We start from the raw sequence: 26,140 nt of genomic DNA, 5'->3' as shown, positions 1-26,140 counted from the left end.
CAAAGTTTTGTATAAAGAAAATTTTATGAAGGAGTTTTTATGCAAGAGCTAAGTCAAAAAATCTATGCGATTTTAAGTAATATACTTGAAGTGCCCGTTAATGAAAATACACAAGTGAGTATGCAGAACTGCCCAAATTGGAGCTCGCTAGCCCATATTGATATTATTATGAGTATTGAGGAGAGTTTCAATATCGCCTTTAAAGCAGATGAGCTGCCCTATCTTAATACCCAAGAAGCCCTAGTTAGGCGAGTAAGCGAGCTTCTCTCATGAATGCACTTTTAGAGCAATTAAGGGTTCATCACATCGGCATAGCCTGTCATCATATCGCTAATGAATTACCCCTTTTTCAAACCTTAGGCTTTCAGGTAGAAGATAGCTTTAGTGATGAAGCCCAAGGCGTAAAGGGAGTCTTTATCACTCATCATCTAAGCCCCTATCGCTTAGAATTATTAGAAAATCTCCCCGAGGCAACCACCTTAAATAGCTACCTCAAAGCACGCATTAAATGCTACCACATCGCCTTTGAAAGCAAAGATATTCATAGAGATACAGAGCTTATTTTAAACGCCCATAACTCAAATCAAGCACAACAAAAAGATAAAAATTATTTTAACGGGGGGGGGGGATATAATGAATAACTTGCCTAAAAAAGCCCGCTTAATTGTGCCCATTATGAATGCTAGCTATTTTGAAAAGCTTTGTTTTATTATGTTGCCTAATTCCCTGCTTATTGAACTTGTCCTCTTAAGGCGTGCTTTATGAATGTTTTTAGCCCAGACCTCAAGCGCACTCATCTCCTTTGGGCAAACAAAGCCCTAGATTTTAGCCATGCCCTGCCTTTGAATATTCACATACACAGAAACCACGCCTTTGAAGTGATTGAGAGTGTGATAGATGTATTTTTAGCTCGCGCGGGGTTAAAGGTACATTTTACATATTCTGCCTATGATGATTCTTTAAGTTTTAGCTCTTATATGAAAGCAAATGCGGCACTAGAAATCATCTATATTGACCTTATGCGCTATAATCTAGCCTTTGATGTGTTAGCCTTTATCAAAGAGAGGGCTTTAGCCCTTAGGGCTCTAAGCAAAGCGCCTATTATGATACTCCTCCTTGATAAAAAGCCCCTAGATTTGCAAACACTCCAATCTTTGCAAGAGCTAAACATTTTTACTTTCTGTCTTACTTGCCTTTATACCCAAAGAGAGAGCCTACTCCCTAAAATCTATCAGCATCAACACACCCTGCTTGAGCCCACCAAAGAGCCTATAACGGGGACAAAGCTAAGCAATTATGGCTCTTTAGCCATGGCGCAGATTCTAGGTTTAAAGCTTATCCCCGCCCTTACTTTGCCCCATCTTAAAGCTATTGTGTGCGATTTAGATAATACCCTCTATAGTGGCATCTTAGGAGAAGATGGCATACAAGCCCTAGAGCTTAGCCCCTCACATAAAGCCCTCCAAGAGCAAATCCTATTCTATAAAAAGCAAGGCTATCTTCTAGCCCTTTGTTCTAAAAATAATGAAGATGATGTGAAAGCTATGTTTGCTAAACGAAGCGACTTCCCGCTGAAATGGGATGACTTTGACCACACAGCCATTAATTGGAATCCTAAGAGTGAAAATCTCCTATCAATCGCTAAGGCTTTTAACATAGGCGTAAATGCTATGCTTTTTATTGATGATAATATCGCTGAAATCACTCAAGTAGCGCACACAGGAGTGAAATGCTTGCTTGCAAGTAGCCCAAGTGAAGTGCTTTTTAGCCTCTATCTCTACCCCGGGCTTACTAAATTCACATTAAGCACAGAAGATAGCTTGCGTTCAAAAGATATAGCCGCAAATACTACAAGGGCAAATCTACAAAGTTTAGATGATGAAGCATACTTCAAAGAGCTTGCCCTAGAGCTCTCATATAGCATAAACCACCCAAAATATGCCCAAAGAATCTACGAACTCTTAAATAAAACAAATCAATTTATAGCAAACTACACCCGCCCCACACTCTCTCAAGTCCAAAGCTATATCCACTCTAAAGAGCATTGCGTAATCACCCTTAGTATGAGGGATAAACTTAGCGATAGCGGGATTATTGGCGTATGTATAGCCCAAAAGTGTGCAAATGAAATCCATATTTTAGATGTAGTCATAAGCTGCAGGGCTTTAGGCAGGAGGCTGGAGGGCTTTATGCTAAATCTTAGCTTCTCCCTCTGTATCAAAACACTATCAAGCAAAAGTGATGAAGTACTCTTACATTATCAAAAGGGCGAGCGCAATACACCATTTTTACAAGCTTTAAAACAGCTCACACAAGCCCCTAGCCTCATTGAATCTAATGCCAGCGAGCCCAAGAGGATACACATTAAAATCCACAAAAAAGAGCCAAAGGGGCTTCATATCTTCGCAGATAAGGAGAGCGTATGAAACAAGATGAAATAAAAGAATACTTCACCAACCCCCTACTCTATCAGCAATATAATGCAGGATTTTATAGCCCAGAAGAGCTAAAGGACTTTGGATTTAAAAGCTTAGGAGAGAATGTGCTTATCTCTAGGCTTGCACAAATTTACGCCCCGCATAAAATAGCCATAGGCTCAAATGTAAGGATTGATGATTTTGCCATTCTTAGCGGAGCTATCACTCTAGGAAGCTTTATACATATCTCCTCGCATTCTAATATCACAGGGGGCGATGGCATAAGTGCGAGTGTAAGTATGGGGGACTTCTGCTCTCTCTCGCTAGGGAGTAGAATCTTAAGTCTTAGTGATGATTTAAGCGGGGAAGTGCTGATAAATTCGTGCATACCTAGCCAATATAGGCATATCATCGCTAGTCATATACATTTACCTAAACACAACCATATAGCCGCTATGTCGCTTGTGCTGCCTCAAACCACCTTTGAAGAAGGTGCAAATTTAGGACCAAATAGCCTTGCTGGGGGCATAACACTTAAATCGTATGGCTATTATTTTGGTAGCCCAGCACGTCTTCTCAAACTCCTAGATTCTGAAGCTATCAAAATGCGCGAAGCGCAATTTTTAGCCCAATATGAGCAAGATTGTAAAAAGCAGCGGGGGGGGGGGATAAGTAGAACTTTTCTCTCTCACACGCATTATAAAATATATATAACACTGCCTCAATATAAGGCTACTTCAACCTTTTGCAGTGCAACTAAGGAATCTCAACTACTTTCTCATTTTAAGCATTGTAAAGAATCTCTATCAGATTTACTAGCAACTCCGTTAGCTTGTCATGTCTTTAGTCTTGGAAGCAAGGCTGAAGAATTGCTCTTATCCGCTAAAGACTTTTCAAAGGAATCACTAGAAAATCTCTTAAGTTGTCATCACGAGCCCTTTTTAGAGGGCGAAGAATCTCTTTTAGATTTACTAGAAAATCCGTTAGTTTGTCATTCTGAGCGAAGCGAAGAATCTCTGCAAGAATCACTAGTCGCCAAAAGAGATTCTTCACCCCTTGCAGGGGTTCAGAATGACAAACTTTGCTACCCGCAAGGGAAACCCACACATAATAAACACCTGCAAAGGAAATTACTTTGTCATTCTGAGCGTTATGGAGAATCGCTTCGCAAAGCCACTAGACAATCCCTATCTTATTGTCATTCTGAGGGCTTTATGCCCGAAGAATCTCTTTTAGATTTACTAACGACTCTGTTAGTTTGTCATTCTGAGAGAGGGCAGAGCCCGACCGAAGAATCTCTCAAGGAATCACTAGTCGCCAAGAGAGATTCTTCACCCCTTGCAGGGGTTCGTGATGCCAATAAGTCCCAAACGTCTCCCAGCAGTGAGATATATTCTCACTGCGATAAAATTAAATCGCACGAAGTGCCACCTCTTAAAGCGTCGTCGGGGGTGAGAAGTATATCTTCGAACGACATACAAAGTATGGCGGGGGGGATATATAAGGGGGCAAGAGTGTTATTATGGGGTTGGACTTCGCGCACGAGCGAAGCTCTTGCCCCCCATTATTTTATAAAACTTTGCACATTCAAGCCCCTCCCCCTTATAGAAAAAGAAAAAAGGGAATCTACTAGTGATTCCCACAGAGATTCTTCGGTCGTTTCCACTCCCGCTAGACATGACAATGAATCCAACCCGCAAGACAAAATTACCTTGCAAGGGAAGTTATTTTGTCATTCCAAGCATTGCGAAGAATCTCAGCCCGAATCACCAGCGACTCCGTTAGTTTGTCATTCTGAGGGAGCACGAAGTGCGACCGAAGAATCTCTCTTATCTGCTAAAGACTTCTTAACAGAATCACGAGAAAGGCAGTTACTTTGTCATTCTGAGCGAAGCGAAGAATCTCTGCAAGAATCACTAGTCGCTAAAAGAGATTCTTCACCCCTTGCAGGGGTTCAGAATGACAATAGTGGCAGAGTTTCTAGCAATTCTAAAGGAGATTCTTCGGGCTTTCAAGTCCTAAGATATGGCAAACTCATTTCCTTTATGCGCAAGCCACATTATGATGTATTCGGGCAAAAAATGACAATATGCCTTCCCACACAGGAAATCAAAGTAATCAAGGCAAAAAGGAGTATTGCATGAAAGCTACTTTCTCTCACACTTCACTTTTAGCTACTTTCACACTTGTACCACCAAAGGTAATACACATAGATTCCGAGCTAGATACCCTCTACCATGGGGATAAAAAAGCCCTAGAGCGCATTAAAAAGGTTATCGGCTTGCAAACGCGCCATGTAGCAGAGCCTCATATCACTGCAAGCGACATGGCAGAATCTGCTAGCCTTTTACTCTTAGAATCGCTCCATTTTAATAAACAAGACATTGATGCACTGATTTTTGTAACACAAACGCCTGATTATAGCTTGCCTGCGAGTGCGTGCTATCTGCATGGCAAGCTAGGGCTTAGCCAAGCATGCCTATGTTTTGATATAAATCAAGCGTGCGCGGGCTATCTCTATGGCTTGTATATAGCCCATAGCCTTATAGAATCGCATGCAGCAAGGAATGTGCTGTTGCTTTGTGGCGATACACTCTCCCGCCATGTCAATCCCTTAGATAGTAATCTAGCACCCGTTATTGGCGATGGCGTGAGTGCGAGCTTGCTTAGCTTTGAGCGAGAGCCTAGAAATGCTTATTTTGAGCTTGGGAGTGATGGATTGGGCTTTGATAAGCTTATTATCCCCAAAAGTGCCAATAGAATCCCCACAAAAGATATTATCAAAGAGCCTAAAGTATGGGAAGTGAGTGAAAGGAGGCAATTAGATCAGCTCTATATGGACGGCGCAGAGATATTTAGCTTTGCTATCACTAAAGAACCTAAAGCCTTTAAATCTCTCTTTGAATATGCCAACTTAAGCCCAGAAGCGATAGATTATTTCTTCTTTCATCAGGCAAATAAATATATTGTAGATAATATCACGCGCACGCTTGGCTTGCCTCAAAGCAAAGTCCCCAACACCACGACAAACAAATATGGCAATCTCAGCGGCTGCTCTATCCCCGCAACCATTTGCGATACATTAGCCCTAAAGGCAAGTGAGGGCTTAAATGCCCCATTAAAGGTACATTTAGCGGGCTTTGGTGCGGGGCTAAGCTGGGGGAATGCGATATTAGAGCTAAAAAAGGGCTTTATAACGCAAGCCGTAAGCCTCTATGATGATCCATTAAGAGATGCTCCACATGTCAAATACTAAAATGAGCAATATGCCTCACACTCAAGGAGGCTTAGGTTGCTATATATTCACCCTCTTAAAGGGCGAAGAATTGCTATTTACTTCACTAGCAAATCTGCCCTCTTGTCATTCTGAGCTTTCGCAAGAAAGCGAAGAATCTCTCTTATCCGCTAAAGACTCTTTAAACGAATCGCTAAAAAGGCAGCCACTTTGTCATCACGAGCCCCCAATGAGGGGCAAAGAATTGCTTTCAAAAACACCAAAAAGCACGACTAGTGATTCTTGCAGAGATTCTTCGGTCGTTTCACTCCCTCAGAATGACAATAGTGGCAGAGTTTCTAGCAATTCCAAAAGAGATTCTTCGCTTGACTCAAGCTCTAGACATGACAAACTTTGCTACCCGCAGGGGAAACCCACACATAATAAACACCTGCAAGGAAATTTACTTTGTCATTCTGAGCGTAGCGAAGAATCTCAGCCCGAATCACTAGTCGCTAAAAGAGATTCTTCACCCCTTGCAGGGGTTCAGAATGACAAAATAACTTCCCTTGCGGGTAGCCAAGTTTGTCATTCTGAGGGCTTTATGCCCGAAGAATCTCTGCAAGAATCGCCAGTCGCCCACAGCAATTCTTCGCTTCGTGGAGGCTACGCCATGACAACTTAAGAGAGTTTCTAGCGAATCTAAACATAAGGAGTAAATATGACACAAGAAGAATTTTTAGCACATCTAAGCGATGCCTTGCAAAGAGATGAGGCATTAGAGCCAAATATGGAATTAGCACAAATAGAAGAATGGGATAGCCTAGCGCTTATCTCTACTATTGCCCTCTTTGAAAGCCTTTTTAATCAACGTATAAATGGCAATACCCTCTCTGCCTGCCAATATGTCCGCGATATTATCGCCCTAGCCCCGCTAAAAGGCGTATAATGGCAAGCATAGAGCAAAGCAGCATTTTCAAACCCCAATGCTTTATCAATAAGCGGTTTTTAGTTAGCGGGGCAAGCAGTGGCATGGGGGCAGATATTGCTTTAAGCCTAAATTACTTAGGTGCGGAGGTCATAGCCTTAGGGAGAAACACACAAGCATTAGAGGCAAAAAGAGCACTCTCTTGCTATAAGGATAAATTTCACACTCTAGCCAAAGATATAAGCCAAATAGAGGCTTTAGACAAATGGGCTTTGAGTCTCGCTAGAGAATATGGCAGCTTTGATGGTGCCGTGCTATCTGCTGGTATCCAGCAGATAGCACCGATTACATCGGTGCTGTCTGTCGAAAACGCCATCGCGCTTTTTTACACCAATTATTTTGGGAATCTGCAGATTCTAAAAGGCTTATTAGATAAAAGAGCCAAAAGCAAAAGTGGTGCTAGCTTTGTATGGATAAGCTCAAATGCTAGCATAAAGGCACAAAAGGGCTTAAGCAACTATAGTGCTTCAAAAGCAAGTATCAATGCTGCTGTGCGCTCAATCGCCCTTGAAATCGCCCCGCAATATCGTATCAACGCCATAAGCCCGGGCTTTGTGCGAACCGAGATGATAGAATCTTGGAGTGCAGTATATGACAAAGCCTATATAGAATCTATGGATAAATCCTACCCACTAGGCATTGGAGAAGTGGGGCAAATCACGCCCTTAGTGTGCTTTTTACTCAGCCAAGATGCGCAATGGATAAGCGGGCAAAACTTCATTATTGATGGCGGAGGGAGCTTATGAAAGAGTATGCGCTTATTATGGAATCTCAACGCAATAGCGGGCATTACACACAAGAAGAGCTAAAGGATTTTGGCTTTAAAAGCTTAGGAGAAAATGTGCTTATCTCTAGGCTCGCACAAATCTATACCCCGCATAAAATAGCCATAGGCTCAAATGTAAGGATTGATGATTTTGTGATTCTAAGTGGGGCGGTGTATTTGGGGAGTTTTGTGCATTTGGGGGCATTTAGTGCTATCACAGGGGGCGATGGCATAAGTGCAAGTGTAAGCATGGGGGACTTCTGCGGTATGAGTAGCTATGCAAAAATCTTTGCTACAAGCGATGATTTTAGCGGAGGATACCTCATAGGACCTTGTGTGAGTGAAAATATGCGCCATATCAAGGCTTCACACATCATTTTAGAGCGACATTGCCATATTGGTAGCCACTCTCTTGTGCTGCCTAAAAGCAGCTTTGCTATGGGGGCTAGCTTAGGACCTATGAGCTTAAATATGGGGCGCAAACTCAAGGCTTGGCATTATTATTATGGCAATCCAGCAAAGCCCATAGCAGAGATTAATTCCCAAGCGGTGCTTGCAAAGGAAGCGGAGTTTTTATGCAAATAATGAAAAAACGCTAGAGAATCTCTTATTTCACCGCCTCTTAGGGAACATAGGAGGTGAAGAATTCTTAAAGAATCACTAGTTGTTAAAAGCAATTTTTCAGCCCTTGCAGGGGTCCGTGATGACAATAAAAATTAAAAAGGAGACATAAATGTTAGAACAACTTATCCACACCAATTCCTACCCCACTACCCATGAGGTATTGGCTCAACTCAAAGCACAAAACAAGGATATTTATATCTTTGGAGGCATTCAAGGCGGGCATTCATTAGGCTCTATGGTAAGGGATTTTTGCGATGATATGGAGCTAGCAGTAAAGGGGCATATTGTCAATGCAGCCTTTAAGAAAACAAATACCTTTAAAGGTAAGCCTGTTTATAGCCTTGAAGAATGGGAGAATAAAGATATAGCCTTAATTATTGGTATGGCTGATGTCAAGGCAAAGGCAGCCTATCTTAAAAATTTAGGTTTTAAGCATCTTTATTTTTTAAACACTTTTAGAGATGTAAGCTACATTCATACTTGCACACAAGGATTTAAAGCATTTTTTCTTAAAAATCTGCACGCCTTTGAAGAGACTTATCATCTCTTAAGCGATGATTTAAGTAAAGAAGTAATGATAGGCTACCTCCAAGATAGAATCTACAATAATTATACCACATTGACCCGCACGCAAGATAAAAAGGGATTTTTTAGCGATGTGTTAGCATTAGGCGATAATGAAGTGATGGTAGATTGTGGGGCATACGATGGCGATACTTGCCTAGAATTTATCAAATATGTGCCTAATTATAAACAAATCTACGCACTTGAGCCCGATTCTAAACTTATAGGCAAGCTAAGAGAGAACACAAAGCATTTAAATTGCGTGGTTATCCCCAAAGGAGCGGCAGAGAAAAAGGAGGTGATTTATTTTGAGGAATCTCTCTCTGGCACTTCGCGCATAAGTGCTACCGGAGTGGCATTAGAATGCGATAGTATCGATAATATCTTAGGGCAATTAAGAAGTGAATTTTTAACGGGGGGGGGGGATAGAGTATAATCCTGTGAGTTTTGTCAAAATGGATATAGAGGGAGCTGAGCTTAGTGCCCTAAAGGGTGCGGCACAAACCATTGCTACCCACGCCCCCAAACTTGCTATTTGTATGTATCATAAAAAGCAAGATTTTATCACCATCCCTCAATTTATCCTTAGCCTTAACCCAAAGTACAAGCTTTATCTAAGAAATCGCAATCCCTTAGCTGAAGATACAATACTTCTAGCAAAGCTATAGGGGGAATGTTAAGCTTAAAAGGATAGAATCTTGGCTTATTTTTCACAAAGGAGAGATATGGCAAAGGTTATTATTATCGCTGAAGCGGGCGTTAATCATAATGGCGATATACATATCGCAAAAAAGCTCATTGATGTAGCAGCAGAAGCGGGGGCAGATATTGTAAAGTTCCAAACTGCTAAGGCAGAAAATGTCGTTAGTCGTTTTGCAAAAAAAGCAGAATACCAGATAGAAAATACAGGCAAAAGTGATGAATCTCAACTTGAAATGATACAAAAGCTTGTGCTTGATGATAGCGCATGGCAGGAGCTTATCAAGCATTGCAAGCAAAGGGGCATTGCGTTTTTATCCACTCCCTTTGATGTGCAAAGTGCTAAACTCCTCCATAGCCTTGGTTTAGAGACTTTCAAAATTCCTAGTGGAGAAATTACAAATCTCCCATATTTGCGCACTATAGGGGCATTGAAAAAAAGGGTTATCCTCTCTACAGGTATGGCAAATCTTGGCGAGATAGAATCTGCCCTCAATGTCTTAGTGGAATGTGGCACCAAATATGAGGATATTACGCTTTTGCAATGTAATACCGAGTATCCCACGCCATTTTGCGATGTGAATCTCAAAGCTATGCAAACATTACATGATGCCTTTAAGCTGCCTGTGGGGTATTCTGACCACACAGAGGGCATATCTATCCCTCTTGCAGCTGTGGGTATGGGAGCTAGCATTATTGAGAAGCATTTTACTTTAGATAAAAATATGCCAGGACCAGACCATAAAGCAAGCCTTGAGCCAGCAGAGCTTAAAGCAATGGTAAAGGGCATACGCGAAGTAGAGCTAGCACTAGGGGATGGTATCAAAAGAACAAGCCCCTCTGAAGCAAAAAATAAACCTATCGCGCGCAAATCGATCGTAGCTAATCGTGCCATTAAAAAGGGGGAGATTCTCAATGAGGAGAATCTCTATGCTAAACGCCCTGCAGGGGGGATTTCCCCCATGGAATGGGATAGGGTCATTGGTTTAAAGGCGGTGCGAGATTTCGCCCCTGATGAAATGATAGAACTCTAGGAGGAATACATGGCTTTACAACAATTAGATAATACAATGGGGGGGGGGGCATAACAAAGCTTTCCCTCTAAATTTTAGTGGGAATCTCAAAAATGATTGGTGGAAGCTTTTTATTCCATATTTGCTTGCCTTTGGGCTTATGCTCCTTAATACTGAAGGTTATTATTGGGACGATTGGGGGGCTGTGGGGGGCTTTAGCCTGCAAGAAATGGCTGAACAATTTATCCAAAATGGCAATATTTGGTATGGCTATTTTGATTGGATATTTATTAGCGCACAACCTTATGGTATAGCACTTTTTAGGGCTTTTACATTTGTGAGTTTCTTCCTTTGTGGAATGCTTGTGTATGAAATATGCCGCTCTTTAGGCTTACTCTCAAAGCAAGAGCTATTTTTTATCACACTTTTATTTTTACTCCTCCCTTTTAATACTCTCTCTCGCAATGTGCTGATTAATTCTCCTTATACATTCTGCTATTTGCTCTTTTTTGTGGGATTCTATCTTGTGAGCCTTTATGTGCAAAAGAAGCAATGGTTTTACCGCTTAAGTGCGCTAGCTGTGCTTTTTGTGGCTTTTACGATGAATTCTTTACTTGTGTTTTATGCCTTGGTGCTTTTCTACCTCCTCTATATGGAGAAAGCCTATAATACGCTCAAAGACTTTTGCAAATGGATTATAAGGCATATAGATTTCATACTTTTACCTATCATCTTTTATGTGATAAAACTTAGTTTTTTTAAGCCTTTTGGACTTTATGAAGGCTATAACTCTGTGCATTTAAGCGGCTTTTTGAAAGCTTTTATTAAAACGCCTATTTTTTCAGTGCTGCATTTAGCCCATATAGGTTACTTGCTTTTTGGCGTACTGGTGTTTTTACTCATTATAGCTGGGCTTATTATGCTCTATATTCGCTTTAAGCAAAAGCTCATAGAAAAGCGCGATGTGTTGGGGGTAATCATAGGCTTTATGGTGATGTTTTTTGGTATGTTTAGCTATGTGGCGGTATATAAATATGTGCAATTCTCTAACCTCGATGATAGGCATGGGATTTTAGAATCACTTGGGGCAGCGTGTATTATTGTCTTTAGTTTAAATATACTCCTTAAATGCAATATCTCTAAAATACTCGCTCTAAGCCTGCTTAGCCTCTGTGCTATCAGTGTAAATATCATCGCTCAAACGCAGCTTTTTAGCGCATATATGAAGCAGGTAGGGGTTTTTGAAACCCTTATGGATAACCCCACTTTCCTCTCCCATGATACATTTCTTTATCAAGGCTTTGCTGGGCAGGGTATAAGTGATGAGAGCTTTTACCAACTCAATGGCTTATACAAAAAGCTATCAAATAAAAGTGATAAATTTATCGCCCTTGATGCGCAACTTGAAGAAGAGGCTGTGTCATATTGTGGCGAAACTCCTGTATATAACTGCTGGGAATATAAGGGAGATATTTCACACTATGGCTATATTTCTATCACCCCAACACTCAAAGAAGATGGCTTGCTAGGATTTTTATCTATTGGTAAAATGTATCTCTTGCATTTATTTAAGCCACAAACGTTCATACAAAAGGCTAAAAAACGTTATAAAGTCTTGGTATATCCGCCAGAATCTAATAGCGATTCGCCGGCGTCATTGATTTGATGTCTTGCTCGCGGGAGTAAATCCCGCTTCGCGCCTAAAGCCCTGCGGGGGGCACTATTTTAGCCTTTCCTGCCTTTGTGTGGTTTGGGTAACACACGCGGTAGCAAAGTTTGTCATTCTGAGAGAGGGCGTAAGCCCGACCGAAGAATTGCTGTGGGCGACTAGCGATTCTAAAAGAAATTCTTCGGGCATAAAGCCCAAAGATATGACAAAGTGGTAGAGTCTCTAGTGATTTCTAAAATAAGCAATGGAATGGGAGTGTAGATTCTTAAAAGTTTGCACTAAGAGTGAGGCACAAGGCAATATCTGTTATAATTGGCTTATTTTTCACAAAGGAAAGATATGCGTAAAATCTGCATTATTACTGGCACACGCGCAGAATGGGGACTCCTCTCCCCCCTTGCACATAAAATCCACCAAGCAGAGGACTTAGAGCTTCAGCTCATCGCTACGGGTATGCACCTAAGCACGGAATTTGGCTTAACATATAAAGAGATTGACCTCCCTATTAACAAAAAATGTGAGATTATACTTAGCTCCGATACACCTATTGGCATTTCTAAGGCAATGGGCTTAGCACAAATCTCACTTTGTGAAGCATATAGCGAGCTAAAGCCTGATATTATTGTTGTCCTTGGGGATAGGTATGAAATATTTGCCTGCGTGGCAAGCGCGATGATATGCAATATCCCCATAGCCCATTTGCATGGCGGAGAGGCGACTGAGGGGCTCATTGATGAGGCGATTAGACATAGTATTACAAAGATGAGTCATTTGCATTTTGTCGCTACAGAAGCTTACAAAAAGCGGGTAATCCAGCTTGGAGAGAGCCCAGATAGGGTATTTTGCGTAGGTGGATTTGGTATTGATAGCATTAAAACTCTCCCCTTGCTTGCCAAACCCGCTTTAGAAGAATCCCTCAAATTTCGCTTTATGAAGCATAACTTTCTTATTACTTTCCACCCCGTAACATTAGAAGAAAACACCTCAAAAGCACAATTTGCAGAACTTCTTTTAGCCTTAGAGCAATTAAGGGAGAACTATGAAGTAGGCTATATTTTCACAAAAGCTAATGCCGATACCAATGGGCGCATTATTAATGCTATGATCGATACATTTGTAAGCACGCACGAGCATTGCATAGCTTTCACATCAATGGGGCAACTGCGCTATTTAAGTGCGCTAAATTACGTTAGTGGCGTGATAGGGAATAGCTCAAGCGGCTTAGGAGAAGCTCCAAGTTTTAAGATTGCTACAATCGATATAGGCGATAGACAAAAGGGGCGCATTAAGGCAGATTCTGTCCTATCAAGCGAGCCTATAGCCTCCTCTATCCTCCAATGTGCCAAAAAGGCTCTATCACCTGAATTTAAGGCGATATTAAAAAATGTGAAAAACCCATATGGAGAGGGAGGAGCAAGCGATAAAACATTAGCGATTTTAAGAGAATATCCCCTTGAGGGATTGCTAAAAAAAGCTTTTTACAACATAGATTTTCAGCTTTAAGAGGTGGCACTTCGTGCGATTTGATTTTATCTTAGACGACGTTTGGGACTTTTTGGCATCACGAACCCCCGCTAGGGGGTGAAAAATCTCTATTAATGAAAGCCTAGGCGATAGCAAGGTTTCTCGCCTCTTGCGGAGAGCGAAGCGACCAGAAGAATCTCTGTGGGCTTTCTATTAGGTTTTGAGAGAGATTATTCACCTCCACCTCGTGCTCCCGCAAAAGCTAACAAATGGCGGAGTCTCTAGTGGTTCTTGCAGAGATGTTTCGGTCATTACCACTCCCTCAATATGACAAACTTTGCTACCCGTAATAAAATATCAACCTATCAGCTTCAGCGTAGCAAAACATCTCTCTCCGAATCACTAGTCGCAGTTTTTAACGATTCTAAGGCGGATTCTATACCAACCACAAACTTCAAAGACTAAGAGAGATTAAAATACCTAAACACCATATAAGCAAAAAACCCTACCCCCAAAACCTGCAGTACAAAATAAAGTTTCTTTGAATATATCCCCGCTAGGGCACAAAGAGTAAAAATACCCATAAACCACCATGGGGTATAAAACTCTATAGCTTCTAGCCTAAGTGTAAGAGCCCAGCTCAAAAACTCATCACACACAAAGCCAAAGCCACAAATATGGGCGATAAGCATAAAAGGGAAAAACACAACAAAAAGCAAACTTAAAGGAACAGATAACACACACAAAGGCGTAAAATAAGGGAAAAACCAGTGCACAAAAGGCAGCATATCAATAAAAATAAGGGCATTAAACAAAAATGGGATATACAAAAACTTATGCCAAAAGCCTTGAGCGATATGTATATGGGACATAAATAGATAAATAAAAAACACACCGCCAACAGAGAGAAAAAACCCAATACTAAAAATCAAACGAGGGAAAAGTGCCAAGCACAAGCAAACAACGACAAAAAGCAGCTTAAAGCTAATAAGCTTAATCCCACTATATACGACACAAAACCCACAGACTGCCATTACAAAGGCACGCAAAAATGAGGGTGAGAAATCAAGTATAAGCAGATAGATAAAGAGGCAAATAAGCACACACAATGCTATATCAAAATATTTATTACGATAACTCAAAGAAGTATGGAAGATTTTATATATAAGATTCAAACACCCGCCTATCACAAAACTTAAAACGCCCAAATGGAATCCGCTAATAGCAATCAAATGCGCTATGCCTAATTTATTGCTTAAATCACGCCATACTTTAGGGAGAAAATCTGCGATAAAAAGTGTTTTATACAATGAGGCAATAAGGGGGTTATGATGTTGGTCTTCAATATGACGCCTCAATGTATCCCTATAATCTCTCTTTGCCTGCAAACTCATATAATATGTGATAAAAAAGCAACTCCGCAAATATTCTACAAAAGAGCAATCCCCTCTCTTACCATAAATCCTAACAAAACGATAGGTAATATCCTTAATATCTTCTTTGCTTGTACTATAAAATACCTCGCCATTTTCGCCCTTTAGTTTAAAAACATAATATGATGTGCCATTTTTTTCTTTCATATATTGGGCAATGACTTGCGCATAAATCTCTTGTGTGCCCTCTGGTGTGCTATAAGCGGCATATCGCCTATATTCCTCAAATAAACTCCATACTAAAACAAGCACACAAATACAAATAAAAATAATCCACTGCCCTCTGGTGCTAAAAAGCTCTACCTCAAATGGAGAATGAGCGGCTTTCATAGCATATTAAAAAATATTTGGCATATCAATTTGTGGTTGTTGGCTATCTTGCTGTATTTGTTGTAAAAACACTTCCCCATCAATGCTTGTCTCAGTCATATCATGCTCCATTTCTCTTGGCTTATCCTCAAAACGTATAAAACGTTTATTGAATTGAATATCAATGGTTTTTACTTCACCATTACGATTTTTAGCGACAATAATCTCTGTAGGCTCAATTTCACGCTCTTGATGTTCAGGCTTAAAGTCCTTTTCTTTCCCTTCTTTTTTTAATCTCGCATAACGTTCTTTATCTTCACGTTTTTTATACACATCTTCACGATATAAAAACAAAATCACATCAGCATCTTGCTCTATCGCTCCAGAATCTCGCAAATCTGAAAGTGTAGGGCGCTTATCATCGCGACTCTCCACAAGGCGATTAAGCTGGGAGAGTGCGATAATAGGCATATCAAGCTCCCTTGCTAGCATTTTAAGCCCTCGTGAAATCTCGCTAATCTCTGCTTGTTTGTTATACTCGCCCTTTCCTCCATTCATAAGCTGCAAATAATCCACAATAGCTATGCTAATTTCAGGGTGCTGTCTTTTTAAACGTCTCAATCCCCCTTTAAGCTGCGCAATACTCAAAGAAGAGGCATCAACAATATGTAGCGGTTGGGCTGCCATTTTATCCGCCATAGCACTTAATGTGCTTAATTCATCATTGGTAAGATTGGCTGTGCGGAGATTCTGCAGGGCAATTGAGGCTTTAGCACTTAACATTCTCATACCTAATTGCATATAAGGCATCTCAAGGCTAAAAATCACCACGCCTTGATTGCTATCAAGTATATGCTGGGCTAGGTTTAGCACAAAAGTAGTTTTTCCCATAGAAGGACGAGCCCCGATAATAATCAAATCTCCCTTGTTAAAGCCCGTTGTTACGCGATTAAGCTCCCTAAAACCCGTATCAAGCCCAACTATTGTGGTATTACCACGATTTTTTAAGTCCTTAAGATAATCTAGCACATCACTCACCACTTCTTGGGCATTATAGACATTATCTTCTGTTTTGCCAAAAGAAACATCATTTAGCCTACGTTCTACATCATCAATAATCTCATCAACATTTTGGTGATTATCAAGCGACTTCTCGCGTAAAAAATTTGCCAAAGTATGAAGTTCGCGCTTAATGCTTGCCTCTTTTATCTCTCCAATGTATGCCTCAATATTGGCAATAGGATTAATGGCTAGAATCTCCAAAAGCTCTTCTTGTGTGATTTTTTTATGTGCTGGTTTTTTAGCAAGGAGCATTTCAGTATCAATAGGAAAGTTATTTTTACTTAAATAAACACACATTTCAAAAATATCACGATGTGAGGGCAAAAGAAAGTCATCAGCCTTGAGTTCTGCGGCAATTTCTTCAAATTTATCAGGGGAGAAAAAAATAGATGAGAGGACAATCTTTTCAATAGTAATAATAGGCTCTTGTTGCATACACACTCCTTGTAGTCAAAGCCAAATTGTATCTATTTTTCTTTATGCTTCCTTTAGGGTGGGCTTAGCATTCCAAGAGAGTATAAAGCTACTTCCCTGCCCTATCTGGCTTTGCACCTCGATATGAATGTGGTATTCATCACATATACGTTTAATAAGTGTAAGCCCTATGCCAAAGCCGCCTTGAAAGTCATTACAACGTACATATCTATCAAAGATTTTTTTACGCTCTTCTATAGACATACCACAACCGCTATCAGCGATACTCAAATACCCTTGTGCTAATTTAACATCAATCTTACCGCCTTTTTTATTGTATTTAATCGCATTACCTAAAAGATTATCAATGACACAACTCATTTTCTCCACACTAGCAATGATCATACTTGGCTCAATATGAGTTTGCACTTGGATTAACTTTTGCTCAAAAAATGGGGTGAAATATTCCAAACGTTCCCTTAAAAGCTCATGTAAGGCAAGATGCTGCTTTTTATCACTAATAGCATGGGGGAAATTATAGGCGACAAGGTCTTTATAGAGGTGATTTAAGCTTTTTGAAGCAAGCTTAATGCGCTCTATTTTTTGCTTTTGGGCTAATGTGAGATTATCCTCACGCAATGTCTCTATACTCATAAGAATAATGCTTAAGGGCGTATTAATCTCATGGGTGGAATCTTTAATAAAAGCATTGAGTGAATTAATAGTCTCTTGCATGGGTTTAAGTGAGAGCCGCACTAAAAAATACGCAATCACACCAATGACAAAAAGTAAAAGAAGGAAATATACAATCAGCTTAAATTGCAAAAATAATATTTGATTATCTAGCGTGCTATCTTGTATGAAAATTTGATAACGCGGGTTTTTATAGGCTTTTTGGGGCTTTACCTCATCTATTTGCTGCCCTTCTTGCTTTTTACTAAAAGGAGGAGACTTGGGGAATCGCTCATGCATTGATGGCTCTATAATCACCTTATCTCCGCGATAGGCTATGCCCTCTTTATATTCATCATCACTAAGAGTAACATAAAGAGTATCATAAATCACTTTCCCCTTGTGGTTATAGATCCTTAAAGGATAGGCAATATTTGTCTCAATCTGCTTAAAGGCTAGGGGCATATCATCTTTATGCGTGTGTAAAATATCATACACCTCAAGGCTTACCTCCCGTAAATTGCTCACCTGTTGCACAAAGAGATGACGCTTTTCTTTCGCATAAAAAAATCCAAAAAAAACGCATAAAAAAACGCCCGTTGTCCCCAGATAAAGACATAAGATTTTAATAATGGCTTTTTTTGAATTCTCCACTCCCAAACTAATCTCCCTTTTTATCAATCAAATTTTTATCATTAAAGCAATAGCCATGCCCGCGTTGATTTAATATACTATCCTTGCCCAAAATTTTGCGCAAATTTTTCACATACACGCGCAAACTCATCTCACTTGGCTCTTGCTCATAATCCCATAATGTATCAAAAATCGCTTCTTGAGAAACATACTGCCCCTTATGCTGAAGCAAAAGGGATAATAGGAGACTTTCTTTCTGCGTGAGGGGGATAATCGCGCCATTTTTATCATAAAGTAATTGCGAGAGAATGCCAAATTCAAAGCCATTGCTTAATGTAATGCTATCTTGCTGCGTGTGTGAAAACGAACGTTTAAGTAAGGTATTTATACGATATTGAAGTTCAAGGAGCTCAAAGGGCTTTTTAAGATAATCATCGCAGCCCGCATTATAGCCACTCTCTAGGTCGCTAATTCTATCAAGCGAGGTGATAAAAATAGCAGGGGTATCCCTCCCACACTCTCTTAATTCTTTAAGCAGGCTAAAGCCATTGCCAGCGGGCACCTTGACATCTAAAATCCATAAGTCAAAATGCTGCTCGTATGCGGCATTTAAGGCGTCTGTAGCATTATCATATAAGCACACATCATAATTTTGCTCTTGCAAAAACTCTAATAAAATTTCTGAAAGGACAAAATCATCTTCAAGTAATAAAATCTTTGCTGACATCTTTTTCCCTACATTTTATCCACCCTTGGATAGAGGGTGGGATATGATTATTTTTTTGAATCTTTAGAAAGTTTTCGCTCTTTGCAAGAGGATTTGCCATCACCCTTTGCTTTGTCAAAATGTTTATGGAAAGGTAATCCACTCTCTTGCAACTCTTTTACGCTCATAGATTCTATACGCTTTTTCATTGCCTCTTGTGTGGATTTTTTATATTCTCTTAATTGCTTCACACTTAAATTTTCTGTTGCTTTTTCATATTGAGCTTTGAGCTTTTCTTTAAAAGCTTGTGCGTCTTTTTCAGACTTCTTTTTTAAACGTTTTGCAATTTCAATTTGATAATCTGCAAAATCTTCTACTTTCACCACACCAGAAAGCTTAATCAAATCTGCTTCACTTGTTTTGCTAAAATCCGCTGCAAAAATCGCAGAGCATAAAAATGCACTTAAAGCAGTAGCTACTACACATAATTGGAATCTTTTCATACGAACTCCTTATAAGAAATTGTCTCACAGACTTGGGGATTGTATAGCAAGAGTATAAAATCAAAGTGAATTTAAAAGGAGCAATTGGGGCTCATTATGCAAATATTTTTAACTCATAAATTTATTTCTACTCATTCATCTCTACTTGTAGATATAAAGATTCTGCGAGCTTTATAGACAACTCCTTATTGTGCTACATCTAATCTAGCCTACCCATCTAGGCTATTTATCTAATCTCTCTCATCTATCCCTTATTAGCAGGCAGAGAATCACTTTAGAATCGCTAGTGATTTCATTAACATCGCTTCTAACATTATCTAAAAAAATGATTTGTTGGTCCATTGCCTTTGCCAAGCTTGAGTGAGTATAAAATCGCGCCAAACACATAATCTTTAGCGCGTTTAATGGCTTGAAGCACATCAAATCCTAAGGCAAGATTGCACGCAATGGCAGAGCTTAGAGTGCAGCCTGTGCCATGTGTGTTTGTAGTCCCAATTCTCGCAGAATGCAAGATATGAAATGCCCCATTATAAAGCACATCATTGGCATTTTCTAAGCCATGTCCGCCTTTAATAAGCACAGCCTTAGCACCCATTTCATAGAGTGCTTTTGCCCCTTGTCGCATATCTTCTTCACTCTTTATGCTAAAGCCGCAGAGTTCCTCCGCTTCGGGGATATTGGGCGTAAGCACATCACAAAGGGAAATCATCTTTTTTTTAAATGTTTCTCTTGTGTTTTGCGGCATAAGCGGGAAGCCATTTTTAGCAAACATTACAGGGTCTATAACTACATTTTGAGGTTTATAAAACGCCAGATTCTCTGCGATACACTCAATAATGGCATTTGAGCCAAGCATACCTATTTTTGTCGCATAAGGAGGTATGTCTTCAAACACAGCTTTGATTTGGTCATTAATGTATTGCGTGGGAATATCGTGGCTAGAAATCACGCGTGCGGTATTTTCTGCTACGACACTGAGTATCACGCTCATACCAAAGAGCTTATGTGCGCTAAAGGTTTTGAGATCGGCTTGTATCCCGGCTCCCCCACTGCAGTCACTCCCTGCAATGCTTAAAATAGGGATAGCATTTTGTGTATGTGGTTTTATTATATCTTTCATTATATATGCCTTTAGAATAAATGGGTGCTCTATCTATTGCCCTTAAATATGGGGCACATTTGCACTTAAATAACTATTGCTTTTTGCCTTTATTGATATACCAATAGCAGATATAGCCCACTATACACAAAAGCACAAAAGCCAATGTCCATAATCCCGCCTTTTTGACCATACCCCTAAGAGCGAGTTCTTCAGCAGTGGGTGAAAGCGAGGTAAAAGCATGGATTATAGAATCTACATTTATATCTGCAAAAAGCACGCCCGCATAGTAGCCAATCAATGTAAGGATAATGACCCAGATTCCCGCTCCAAGCGAGGTGTAAAAACAAAATTTAGCGAGATTCATTCTTGCTAAACCCGCAGGGAGGGATATATATTGCCTAACAACCGTTATAAGACGCCCTAAAAATGTGCTAATGGGTCCATGTTTAAGGAAAAATTGCTCCATTTTTTGCATAGTTTGCTCTGTGAAGAAAAAGTACTTCCCATAAGTGATAAGGAATTCTCTCCCAAATTTTAAGGCGATATAGTAGTTAAACAAAGCCCCAGCAAGTGAGCCTGCTATGCCACAAAGCACGGCGATAATGGCATTCATTTCACCCTTATAAACTAAATATCCAGCAGGTATCATCACCACTTCTGAGGGAAAGGGAAAAAAGCTTGATTCTAAAAACATCATCGCAAAAATCCCCACATAGCCCAATGTGCCTATAATTTCTACAATCGCATTAATAATGCTTCCAAGTAATTCGCTCAATATTCACTCCTTTGTGCGTATGGTTTAAATGGATTTTGTTATTGTTTTACTTTGATATAATGCCATAAATTTATGCAAACTACATAATAAGAAGCACAATCTCAAGGGGTATTTATTGTATGAAAGAGTTGTTTGAAGGAGCGGTGAAATTCCGCGAAGAGGATTATAATGAACATAAAGCTTTGTATGAAAGTCTCAAAAAACGTCAAGAGCCTCATACATTGCTTATTACCTGCACGGATTCTCGTGTGGTGCCAAATTTGATTACCAACACCTTGCCCGGAGATTTGTTTGTAATACGTAATATGGGGAATATTGTCCCTCCTTATTTAGGAAGTGATAAAGGCATACGTGGCGGATATTTGGCTACCACTTCAGCGATAGAATATGCTTTGAGTATTTTGGATATTAAAAATGTGATTATTTGCGGGCATAGTGATTGTGGGGCTTGCTCGGCGATTTATGAAGATTCACAAAAGTTAGAGAATGCACCTTATGTGAAAAAATGGATAGAGCTTTTAGAGCCTGTGAAACAAAAGGTAGATGAGCTAAAGCCAGCCTCTAAGGCAAAGCGCACATGGCTTATGGAGCAGATGAATATTGAGCATCAATTAGAGAATCTCATCAGTTATCCATTTGTGGAAGAACGTTTTGATAGAGGGGAGCTTAACATCTATGGCTGGTATTACATTATCGAAACAGGAGAGATTTTTAATTATAATATGATACAGCGGGAATTTAAGCCAATTAATAAAATTAAATAGCAACAAGGAGGAAGTGATGATTGTAATGAGCGGACCTTGCGTGATTGAGAGTTATGAAGCCCTAAGCGCAGTAGCAGAGGCATTAAAGCCCTTAAATGAAAATCCTCATATTGATTTTTACTTTAAATCCAGCTTTGATAAGGCAAATCGCACAAGTTTGGAGAGTTATCGCGGACCGGGTTTAGAAGAGGGCATAGAAATATTAGGCGAGATTAAAAAGCAATTTGGCTATAAGATTATCACTGATATTCATGAGAGTTACCAAGCCCCACATATTGCAAAAGTAGCAGATGTGATACAGATTCCTGCATTTTTGTGCCGTCAGACAGATTTGATTGTCGCGGTGGCAAAGACAGAGAGAATTGTAAATATCAAAAAAGGGCAGTTTATGAATCCCGCGGATATGTGCCATAGCGTGCTTAAGGCGATTAAAACGCGCGGAGGAGAGCAAGCCACTTATGAGCAATCTCAAAAATATAATGTATGGCTTACTGAGCGAGGGAGTAGCTTTGGCTATGGGAATCTTGTCGTGGATATGCGCTCTTTGGTGATAATGCGTAAATTTGCACCTGTGATTTTTGATGCTACTCATAGCGTGCAAATGCCCGGAGCAGCAGGAGGCAAAAGTGGGGGTGATAGTTCATTTGTGCCTCCTTTAGCTAAAGCTGCGGCTGTAGTGGGGGTAGATGGGTTTTTTATGGAGACGCATTTAAACCCTAAAGAGGCATTAAGTGATGGACCCAATATGGTGCAGACAGACGCGCTTATACCGCTTGTTGAGCAGCTTTACACACTCAGTCAATTTGCATAATTTCGCACACATAATTTCGCATAAAAGGAGAATGTCATGAATATCATAGAGGGCAAGTTAGGATTATCGGGCGATGAGCGCGTTGCTATTATAAGTGCACGTTTTAATCATTTAATAACAGATAGATTAGTAGAGGGGGCTAAGGATTGCTTTTTACGTCATGGAGGGCGCGATGAGTTGCTTGATTTAGTGCTTGTGCCCGGGGCGTATGAGATACCCTTTGCATTGCAGAGAGTTCTCTCACAAGGTGAATATGATGGCGTGTGTTGTTTGGGGGCAATTATACGAGGCTCTACTCCGCATTTTGACTATGTCTCTGCAGAATCTACAAAGGGCATAGCCAATGTTACACTCAAATATGATGCGCCTGTAACTTTTGGCGTTTTGACAACTGATAGTATAGAGCAAGCCATTGAGAGGGCTGGCACAAAGGCTGGGAATAAGGGCTTTGAAGCTATGGCAGGGCTTATTGAGCTCCTTAATCTCTATAGGAAACTTGGAGTCTAATATGGCTACGCGTACGCAAGCAAGAGAAGCTGTAGTCGGTATGCTCTATGCCTATGATGTAGGCAATGATAGCATTCTACTTCTTGCGCGGAGTATTTTGAATGAAAAGAAGATTAAAAACAAGCAGCAGGACTTCGCCTTCTCTCTCTTGCAAGGTGCGCTCAAACATTTAAATGATATTGATAGGAGCATTACCCCTCATTTGAGAGAGTGGGATTTCTCAAGGCTTGGAGGTATGGAGCGGGCTATGCTAAGGCTTGGGGCGTATGAGATACTCTATACAGATACAGATGTGCCTGTGGTGATTAATGAGGCAGTGGAATTAGGCAAGCTCTATGGCGGAGAAGATAATGCCCCGGCTTTTATTAATGGCGTGCTTGATGCGCTAAGTAAGGCATATAAAAGTAGCAAAGCCGTAGGCGAGAATAAGGGCGAGATATGAAACTTTGTATCGCATTAGATAATCCTACTTTAGAGGAGAATCTTGCTTTGGTAGATTCCCTGCGTCCTCTAGGCAATGCGAGATCGCACATTTGGCTTAAAGTCGGGCTAAGGAGCTTTATCCGCGATGGTATTTATGGTATAGAAGCACTCAAAAAGTATGGTGATTATCGAATCTTCCTTGATTTAAAGCTCTATGACATACCAAATACTATGCTTGGCGCACTAAAAGAGATGTATAAAATAGGCATTGATATGCTTACCATCCACACAAGCTGCGGCTTTGAGGCGATGAGGGCTATAGCAAATCTTAAGGCAGGGTATAATGACTTCCCGCTTATTGTAGGCGTGAGTGCGCTTACAAGCTTTGATGATTTGGGATTTGAAGAGATTTATAATGCTAAGCTCTTCTCCCATACGCTTAAACTCTCAAGCCTTGCTTATAATGCGGGCATTAGCGGCGTGGTGTGCTCTGTGGAAGAGAGCCTAGCGATTAAAAGAGCTACAGACAAGCACTTTTTGACTATCACTCCGGGTATTCGCCCCTTTAATGAAAGCACAGATGATCAAAAACGTGTAGCCACCCTGCAAGATGCCAAGATAGCACAAAGTGATTTTATAGTCATCGGACGCCCTATTTATAAAGCACACAATCCTCTACAAGTAGTAGAGCAGATTCTTAATGAGACTATGAATGAATAGCCAAACTCCCACCATGCCAAATGCAAATCCAAACACAAACACACACGAAGCCCTACAAGCCCTACACACAGAGGCTTATAATGAAATAAATAATGAAGAAGGCTGGGATATAGTACTAGGCAATCCCCCATACGGGGCAAGTTTAAGTAAAGAGGAAAAATCAACCTACAAAGCCCTCTATCCTAATGCTTCATCAAATACCGCACAGATTTTTATTTGCAAGGCGCAAGAGCTTTTAAATGAGAGGGGCATAAATAGCTTTATCGTACCTAAATCTCTTGCTTATGTGAGTAATTGGGAGAAAATAAGAGAGATATTGCTAGCTAATCTAGTCTCCCTCATTGACTGCTCTAAGGCATTTAAGAATGCGAACTTAGAGATGCTTATTTATTTACAAAATGTAGCAAAGAAGCATAAAACATATGGCACAGCGAGCTTTAGATGGCACAAAGCCCTTGCTCTTATTGATAAAGCACTCACTTGCTTATTTGGAAACTTCCCTCTTGCTGTGAAAGAAAAGGAATTGAGGCTTGGAAGTAAAATCGCAAGAAATATGAAGCAAAGTTTGGCAGATTGTGGGGAACATATTTGGGGTGATGTGTTTTATAAGCAAGTAGTGCAAACACCAAGCGATTTTAAGGTGTTGGGAGGTAAAGAAATTCAAAAATATACCCTTAGCAGCACGCCTAAAGGCTATGTGGGCAAAGACTTAATTTTGAGTGATAAGGCAGAGATTAAGCCAAATAGTGTGTTGCTCCAAAGGATTATATCGTGTGCGGCTATGGGTGTGGAGCAAACATCAATTTGTGGAACTATCATAGAAGATAATCCTGCACAATACAGAATCGTTAATACGATTCATCAAATTGTATGCCACCAGCATATCTCTAATCGCTTTATTTTAGGGCTACTCCACTCAAAGCTCATTAATTGGTATGCTTATCACTTTATTTTTAGTAAGGCAAAGATGTCTTTTCAATTTTCAGGTGAGAGCGTCAAATCATTCCCCATCCCCAAAATCACAACTTCCAATCAACACATCGTAGATACAATTATTGCCTTAGTGGAGGAGATTTTAAGGCTTAAGGCAAATTGTGCTGTCTTAGGAGCACAAAGTGGAGGCGAGGAATCTCTGCAAAATCCACACACAACTCAACTCCTTTGTCATTCTGAGCGTAGCGAAGAATCTCTGTCCGAATCACTAGTCACCCACAGAGATTCTTCGGTCGTTTCACTCCCTCAGAATGACAATAAGTCCAACCCGCAAGGGAAAATTACCTTGCAAGGGAAATTAGTTTGTCATTCCAAGCATTGTGCAGAAACTTCGCCCGAATCACCAGTGACTCCGTTAGTTTGTCATTCTGAGGGCTTTATGCCCGAAGAATCTCTCTTATCTACTAGAGACTCCTTAACAGAATCACTAGAAAGGCAGCCACTTTGTCATTCCAAGCATTGCGAAGAATTGCTTTCAAAAACACCAAAAAGCACGACTAGTGATTCTTGCAGAGATTCTTCACCCCTTGCAGGGGTTCAGAATGACAAACTTGGCTACCCGCAAAGGAAATTAGTTTGTCATTCTGAGGGAGGGCAGAGCCCGACCGAAGAATCTCTATACGAATCACTAGTCGCCCACAGAGATTCTTCGCCTGCTATGCAGGCTCAGAATGACAACGGAATAGAATCTGTTAGTAATCCAAACAGCAATTCTTCGACTTTGCCTCGTGATGAGAATATATCTCACACCAGCGAGTTAGAAGCCCAAATTGATGCTTTAGTCTATACCCTCTACAACCTCACTCAAGACGAAATCGCCATTATTGAAAGCAGTGCCCAAAATGCACGTAAAGCCAAGAGCACATCTCATAAAAACACAGAAACATTAGAATAG

Annotated in this window: 29 protein-coding genes; 21 read left to right on the top strand and 8 right to left on the bottom strand. The window is 40.4% G+C overall.

Features of this window, described 5'->3' with window-relative positions:
- Positions 1–39 precede the first annotated feature (39 nt).
- From CQA63_RS02020 to CQA63_RS01960, 13 genes are all read left to right on the top strand, one after another.
- The gene (locus CQA63_RS02020) at positions 40–273 is read left to right on the top strand and encodes an acyl carrier protein (protein WP_104700644.1); all 234 of its coding nucleotides are present in this window, start codon (positions 40–42) and stop codon (positions 271–273) included.
- Positions 270–641, top strand: a complete 372-nt coding sequence (locus tag CQA63_RS02015) for a VOC family protein (protein WP_233706674.1) — start codon at positions 270–272, stop codon at positions 639–641. The genes CQA63_RS02020 and CQA63_RS02015 overlap by 4 nt, the downstream gene beginning before the upstream one ends.
- 120 nt (positions 642–761) lie before the next feature.
- The gene (locus CQA63_RS02010) at positions 762–2,426 is read left to right on the top strand and encodes an HAD-IIIC family phosphatase (protein ID WP_104700645.1); all 1,665 of its coding nucleotides are present in this window, start codon (positions 762–764) and stop codon (positions 2,424–2,426) included.
- Positions 2,423–4,561: an acyltransferase gene (locus CQA63_RS10035; RefSeq protein WP_211305730.1), complete on the top strand. Its 2,139-nt coding sequence runs from the start codon at positions 2,423–2,425 to the stop codon at positions 4,559–4,561. The genes CQA63_RS02010 and CQA63_RS10035 overlap by 4 nt, the downstream gene beginning before the upstream one ends.
- A complete protein-coding gene (locus CQA63_RS02000) occupies positions 4,558–5,673 on the top strand; it encodes a 3-oxoacyl-[acyl-carrier-protein] synthase III C-terminal domain-containing protein (protein ID WP_104700732.1) in 1,116 nt (371 codons plus the stop codon). The genes CQA63_RS10035 and CQA63_RS02000 overlap by 4 nt, the downstream gene beginning before the upstream one ends.
- Positions 5,660–6,316 (top strand): hypothetical protein, encoded by a 657-nt coding sequence (locus CQA63_RS01995; RefSeq protein ID WP_115511813.1) that lies wholly within the window; start codon positions 5,660–5,662, stop codon positions 6,314–6,316. Before CQA63_RS02000 ends, CQA63_RS01995 begins: the two co-directional genes overlap by 14 nt.
- 36 nt (positions 6,317–6,352) lie before the next feature.
- Positions 6,353–6,580, top strand: coding sequence for an acyl carrier protein (locus tag CQA63_RS01990; protein ID WP_104699415.1), 228 nt, complete (start codon positions 6,353–6,355; stop codon positions 6,578–6,580).
- Complete coding sequence (locus CQA63_RS01985) at positions 6,580–7,365, top strand: SDR family NAD(P)-dependent oxidoreductase (RefSeq protein ID WP_233706553.1); 786 nt, start codon at positions 6,580–6,582, stop codon at positions 7,363–7,365. Before CQA63_RS01990 ends, CQA63_RS01985 begins: the two co-directional genes overlap by 1 nt.
- Positions 7,362–7,970: an acyltransferase gene (locus CQA63_RS01980; protein WP_233706554.1), complete on the top strand. Its 609-nt coding sequence runs from the start codon at positions 7,362–7,364 to the stop codon at positions 7,968–7,970. The genes CQA63_RS01985 and CQA63_RS01980 overlap by 4 nt, the downstream gene beginning before the upstream one ends.
- A 148-nt stretch (positions 7,971–8,118) precedes the next feature.
- Positions 8,119–9,009, top strand: coding sequence for a class I SAM-dependent methyltransferase (locus CQA63_RS01975; protein ID WP_104699416.1), 891 nt, complete (start codon positions 8,119–8,121; stop codon positions 9,007–9,009).
- 4 nt (positions 9,010–9,013) lie between these two features.
- Positions 9,014–9,241 (top strand): FkbM family methyltransferase, encoded by a 228-nt coding sequence (locus CQA63_RS01970; protein ID WP_199770682.1) that lies wholly within the window; start codon positions 9,014–9,016, stop codon positions 9,239–9,241.
- Positions 9,242–9,298: 57 nt separating this feature from the next.
- Complete coding sequence (neuB, locus tag CQA63_RS01965) at positions 9,299–10,306, top strand: N-acetylneuraminate synthase (protein WP_104699418.1); 1,008 nt, start codon at positions 9,299–9,301, stop codon at positions 10,304–10,306.
- A 121-nt stretch (positions 10,307–10,427) separates the two neighbouring features.
- Positions 10,428–11,951: a hypothetical protein gene (locus CQA63_RS01960; RefSeq protein ID WP_244916256.1), complete on the top strand. Its 1,524-nt coding sequence runs from the start codon at positions 10,428–10,430 to the stop codon at positions 11,949–11,951.
- A gap of 54 nt (positions 11,952–12,005) precedes the next feature.
- Here the strand turns inward: CQA63_RS01960 and CQA63_RS09680 are convergent, their stop codons facing one another.
- Positions 12,006–12,143, bottom strand: coding sequence for a hypothetical protein (locus CQA63_RS09680; protein ID WP_158655435.1), 138 nt, complete (start codon positions 12,141–12,143; stop codon positions 12,006–12,008).
- Between the two features lie 150 nt (positions 12,144–12,293).
- Here CQA63_RS09680 and neuC point away from each other — a divergent pair, with 150 nt between their 5' ends.
- Both neuC and CQA63_RS09675 read left to right on the top strand, forming a co-directional pair.
- Positions 12,294–13,457, top strand: coding sequence for a UDP-N-acetylglucosamine 2-epimerase (gene neuC / locus CQA63_RS01955; RefSeq protein WP_104699419.1), 1,164 nt, complete (start codon positions 12,294–12,296; stop codon positions 13,455–13,457).
- Between the two features lie 288 nt (positions 13,458–13,745).
- Positions 13,746–13,883 carry a hypothetical protein gene (locus CQA63_RS09675; protein ID WP_170128353.1) on the top strand — a complete coding sequence of 46 codons (138 nt, stop codon included), beginning with the start codon at positions 13,746–13,748 and terminating at the stop codon, positions 13,881–13,883.
- Here the strand turns inward: CQA63_RS09675 and CQA63_RS01950 are convergent.
- The 7 genes from CQA63_RS01950 to CQA63_RS01920 form a co-directional block, all read right to left on the bottom strand.
- Positions 13,880–15,181, bottom strand: a complete 1,302-nt coding sequence (locus tag CQA63_RS01950; protein WP_233706556.1) for a ComEC/Rec2 family competence protein — start codon at positions 15,179–15,181, stop codon at positions 13,880–13,882. The genes CQA63_RS09675 and CQA63_RS01950 overlap by 4 nt on opposite strands.
- A 6-nt stretch (positions 15,182–15,187) precedes the next feature.
- On the bottom strand, positions 15,188–16,657 hold the full coding sequence (locus CQA63_RS01945) for a replicative DNA helicase (protein ID WP_104699420.1): 1,470 nt from the start codon (positions 16,655–16,657) through the stop codon (positions 15,188–15,190).
- 42 nt (positions 16,658–16,699) lie between these two features.
- Positions 16,700–17,962 carry a sensor histidine kinase gene (locus CQA63_RS01940; protein ID WP_104699480.1) on the bottom strand — a complete coding sequence of 421 codons (1,263 nt, stop codon included), beginning with the start codon at positions 17,960–17,962 and terminating at the stop codon, positions 16,700–16,702.
- Positions 17,963–17,969: 7 nt separating this feature from the next.
- Positions 17,970–18,668, bottom strand: coding sequence for a response regulator transcription factor (locus CQA63_RS01935; RefSeq protein WP_104699421.1), 699 nt, complete (start codon positions 18,666–18,668; stop codon positions 17,970–17,972).
- Positions 18,669–18,715: 47 nt separating this feature from the next.
- Positions 18,716–19,150 carry a DUF1104 domain-containing protein gene (locus CQA63_RS01930; RefSeq protein ID WP_104699422.1) on the bottom strand — a complete coding sequence of 145 codons (435 nt, stop codon included), beginning with the start codon at positions 19,148–19,150 and terminating at the stop codon, positions 18,716–18,718.
- Positions 19,151–19,463: 313 nt separating this feature from the next.
- Positions 19,464–20,258 carry a bifunctional hydroxymethylpyrimidine kinase/phosphomethylpyrimidine kinase gene (thiD, locus tag CQA63_RS01925; protein ID WP_411710122.1) on the bottom strand — a complete coding sequence of 265 codons (795 nt, stop codon included), beginning with the start codon at positions 20,256–20,258 and terminating at the stop codon, positions 19,464–19,466.
- Positions 20,259–20,343: 85 nt separating this feature from the next.
- The gene (locus CQA63_RS01920) at positions 20,344–21,027 is read right to left on the bottom strand and encodes a DedA family protein (protein ID WP_104699424.1); all 684 of its coding nucleotides are present in this window, start codon (positions 21,025–21,027) and stop codon (positions 20,344–20,346) included.
- Positions 21,028–21,146: 119 nt separating this feature from the next.
- Here CQA63_RS01920 and CQA63_RS01915 point away from each other — a divergent pair, with 119 nt between their 5' ends.
- The 6 genes from CQA63_RS01915 to CQA63_RS01890 are packed head-to-tail and all read left to right on the top strand — an operon-like array spanning position 21,147 to position 26,140.
- Positions 21,147–21,791: a carbonic anhydrase gene (locus CQA63_RS01915; protein ID WP_104699425.1), complete on the top strand. Its 645-nt coding sequence runs from the start codon at positions 21,147–21,149 to the stop codon at positions 21,789–21,791.
- Between the two features lie 16 nt (positions 21,792–21,807).
- Complete coding sequence (kdsA, locus tag CQA63_RS01910) at positions 21,808–22,602, top strand: 3-deoxy-8-phosphooctulonate synthase (RefSeq protein ID WP_104699426.1); 795 nt, start codon at positions 21,808–21,810, stop codon at positions 22,600–22,602.
- 36 nt (positions 22,603–22,638) lie between these two features.
- Positions 22,639–23,109, top strand: a complete 471-nt coding sequence (ribH, locus tag CQA63_RS01905) for a 6,7-dimethyl-8-ribityllumazine synthase (RefSeq protein WP_104699427.1) — start codon at positions 22,639–22,641, stop codon at positions 23,107–23,109.
- A 1-nt stretch (position 23,110) separates the two neighbouring features.
- Positions 23,111–23,551, top strand: coding sequence for a transcription antitermination factor NusB (gene nusB / locus CQA63_RS01900; protein WP_104699428.1), 441 nt, complete (start codon positions 23,111–23,113; stop codon positions 23,549–23,551).
- On the top strand, positions 23,548–24,252 hold the full coding sequence (gene pyrF / locus CQA63_RS01895; protein WP_104699429.1) for an orotidine-5'-phosphate decarboxylase: 705 nt from the start codon (positions 23,548–23,550) through the stop codon (positions 24,250–24,252). Before nusB ends, pyrF begins: the two co-directional genes overlap by 4 nt.
- Positions 24,245–26,140: an Eco57I restriction-modification methylase domain-containing protein gene (locus CQA63_RS01890; RefSeq protein WP_104699430.1), complete on the top strand. Its 1,896-nt coding sequence runs from the start codon at positions 24,245–24,247 to the stop codon at positions 26,138–26,140. Before pyrF ends, CQA63_RS01890 begins: the two co-directional genes overlap by 8 nt.

Origin of the sequence: Helicobacter marmotae (assembly GCF_003364255.1) — a bacterium.
In the GTDB taxonomy this organism is placed as follows: domain Bacteria; phylum Campylobacterota; class Campylobacteria; order Campylobacterales; family Helicobacteraceae; genus Helicobacter_C; species Helicobacter_C marmotae.
Note: the sequence above shows the minus strand (reverse complement) of the source record. Positions and strands in the feature narration are given on the sequence as shown.

Excerpts from the sequence above, each read along its gene's own strand:
- CQA63_RS02020 (WP_104700644.1), top strand. The coding sequence starts at position 40 with ATGCAAGAGCTAAGTCAAAAAATCTATGCGATTTTAAGTAATATACTT.
- CQA63_RS02015 (WP_233706674.1), top strand. The coding sequence starts at position 270 with ATGAATGCACTTTTAGAGCAATTAAGGGTTCATCACATCGGCATAGCC.
- CQA63_RS02010 (WP_104700645.1), top strand. The coding sequence starts at position 762 with ATGAATGTTTTTAGCCCAGACCTCAAGCGCACTCATCTCCTTTGGGCA.
- CQA63_RS10035 (WP_211305730.1), top strand. The coding sequence starts at position 2,423 with ATGAAACAAGATGAAATAAAAGAATACTTCACCAACCCCCTACTCTAT.
- CQA63_RS02000 (WP_104700732.1), top strand. The coding sequence starts at position 4,558 with ATGAAAGCTACTTTCTCTCACACTTCACTTTTAGCTACTTTCACACTT.
- CQA63_RS01995 (WP_115511813.1), top strand. The coding sequence starts at position 5,660 with ATGTCAAATACTAAAATGAGCAATATGCCTCACACTCAAGGAGGCTTA.
- CQA63_RS01990 (WP_104699415.1), top strand. The coding sequence starts at position 6,353 with ATGACACAAGAAGAATTTTTAGCACATCTAAGCGATGCCTTGCAAAGA.
- CQA63_RS01985 (WP_233706553.1), top strand. The coding sequence starts at position 6,580 with ATGGCAAGCATAGAGCAAAGCAGCATTTTCAAACCCCAATGCTTTATC.
- CQA63_RS01980 (WP_233706554.1), top strand. The coding sequence starts at position 7,362 with ATGAAAGAGTATGCGCTTATTATGGAATCTCAACGCAATAGCGGGCAT.
- CQA63_RS01975 (WP_104699416.1), top strand. The coding sequence starts at position 8,119 with ATGTTAGAACAACTTATCCACACCAATTCCTACCCCACTACCCATGAG.
- neuB (WP_104699418.1), top strand. The coding sequence starts at position 9,299 with ATGGCAAAGGTTATTATTATCGCTGAAGCGGGCGTTAATCATAATGGC.
- CQA63_RS09680 (WP_158655435.1), bottom strand. The coding sequence starts at position 12,143 with ATGCCCGAAGAATTTCTTTTAGAATCGCTAGTCGCCCACAGCAATTCT.
- neuC (WP_104699419.1), top strand. The coding sequence starts at position 12,294 with ATGCGTAAAATCTGCATTATTACTGGCACACGCGCAGAATGGGGACTC.
- CQA63_RS09675 (WP_170128353.1), top strand. The coding sequence starts at position 13,746 with ATGACAAACTTTGCTACCCGTAATAAAATATCAACCTATCAGCTTCAG.
- CQA63_RS01950 (WP_233706556.1), bottom strand. The coding sequence starts at position 15,181 with ATGAAAGCCGCTCATTCTCCATTTGAGGTAGAGCTTTTTAGCACCAGA.
- CQA63_RS01945 (WP_104699420.1), bottom strand. The coding sequence starts at position 16,657 with ATGCAACAAGAGCCTATTATTACTATTGAAAAGATTGTCCTCTCATCT.
- CQA63_RS01935 (WP_104699421.1), bottom strand. The coding sequence starts at position 18,668 with ATGTCAGCAAAGATTTTATTACTTGAAGATGATTTTGTCCTTTCAGAA.
- CQA63_RS01930 (WP_104699422.1), bottom strand. The coding sequence starts at position 19,150 with ATGAAAAGATTCCAATTATGTGTAGTAGCTACTGCTTTAAGTGCATTT.
- CQA63_RS01915 (WP_104699425.1), top strand. The coding sequence starts at position 21,147 with ATGAAAGAGTTGTTTGAAGGAGCGGTGAAATTCCGCGAAGAGGATTAT.
- kdsA (WP_104699426.1), top strand. The coding sequence starts at position 21,808 with ATGATTGTAATGAGCGGACCTTGCGTGATTGAGAGTTATGAAGCCCTA.
- ribH (WP_104699427.1), top strand. The coding sequence starts at position 22,639 with ATGAATATCATAGAGGGCAAGTTAGGATTATCGGGCGATGAGCGCGTT.
- nusB (WP_104699428.1), top strand. The coding sequence starts at position 23,111 with ATGGCTACGCGTACGCAAGCAAGAGAAGCTGTAGTCGGTATGCTCTAT.
- pyrF (WP_104699429.1), top strand. The coding sequence starts at position 23,548 with ATGAAACTTTGTATCGCATTAGATAATCCTACTTTAGAGGAGAATCTT.
- CQA63_RS01890 (WP_104699430.1), top strand. The coding sequence starts at position 24,245 with ATGAATAGCCAAACTCCCACCATGCCAAATGCAAATCCAAACACAAAC.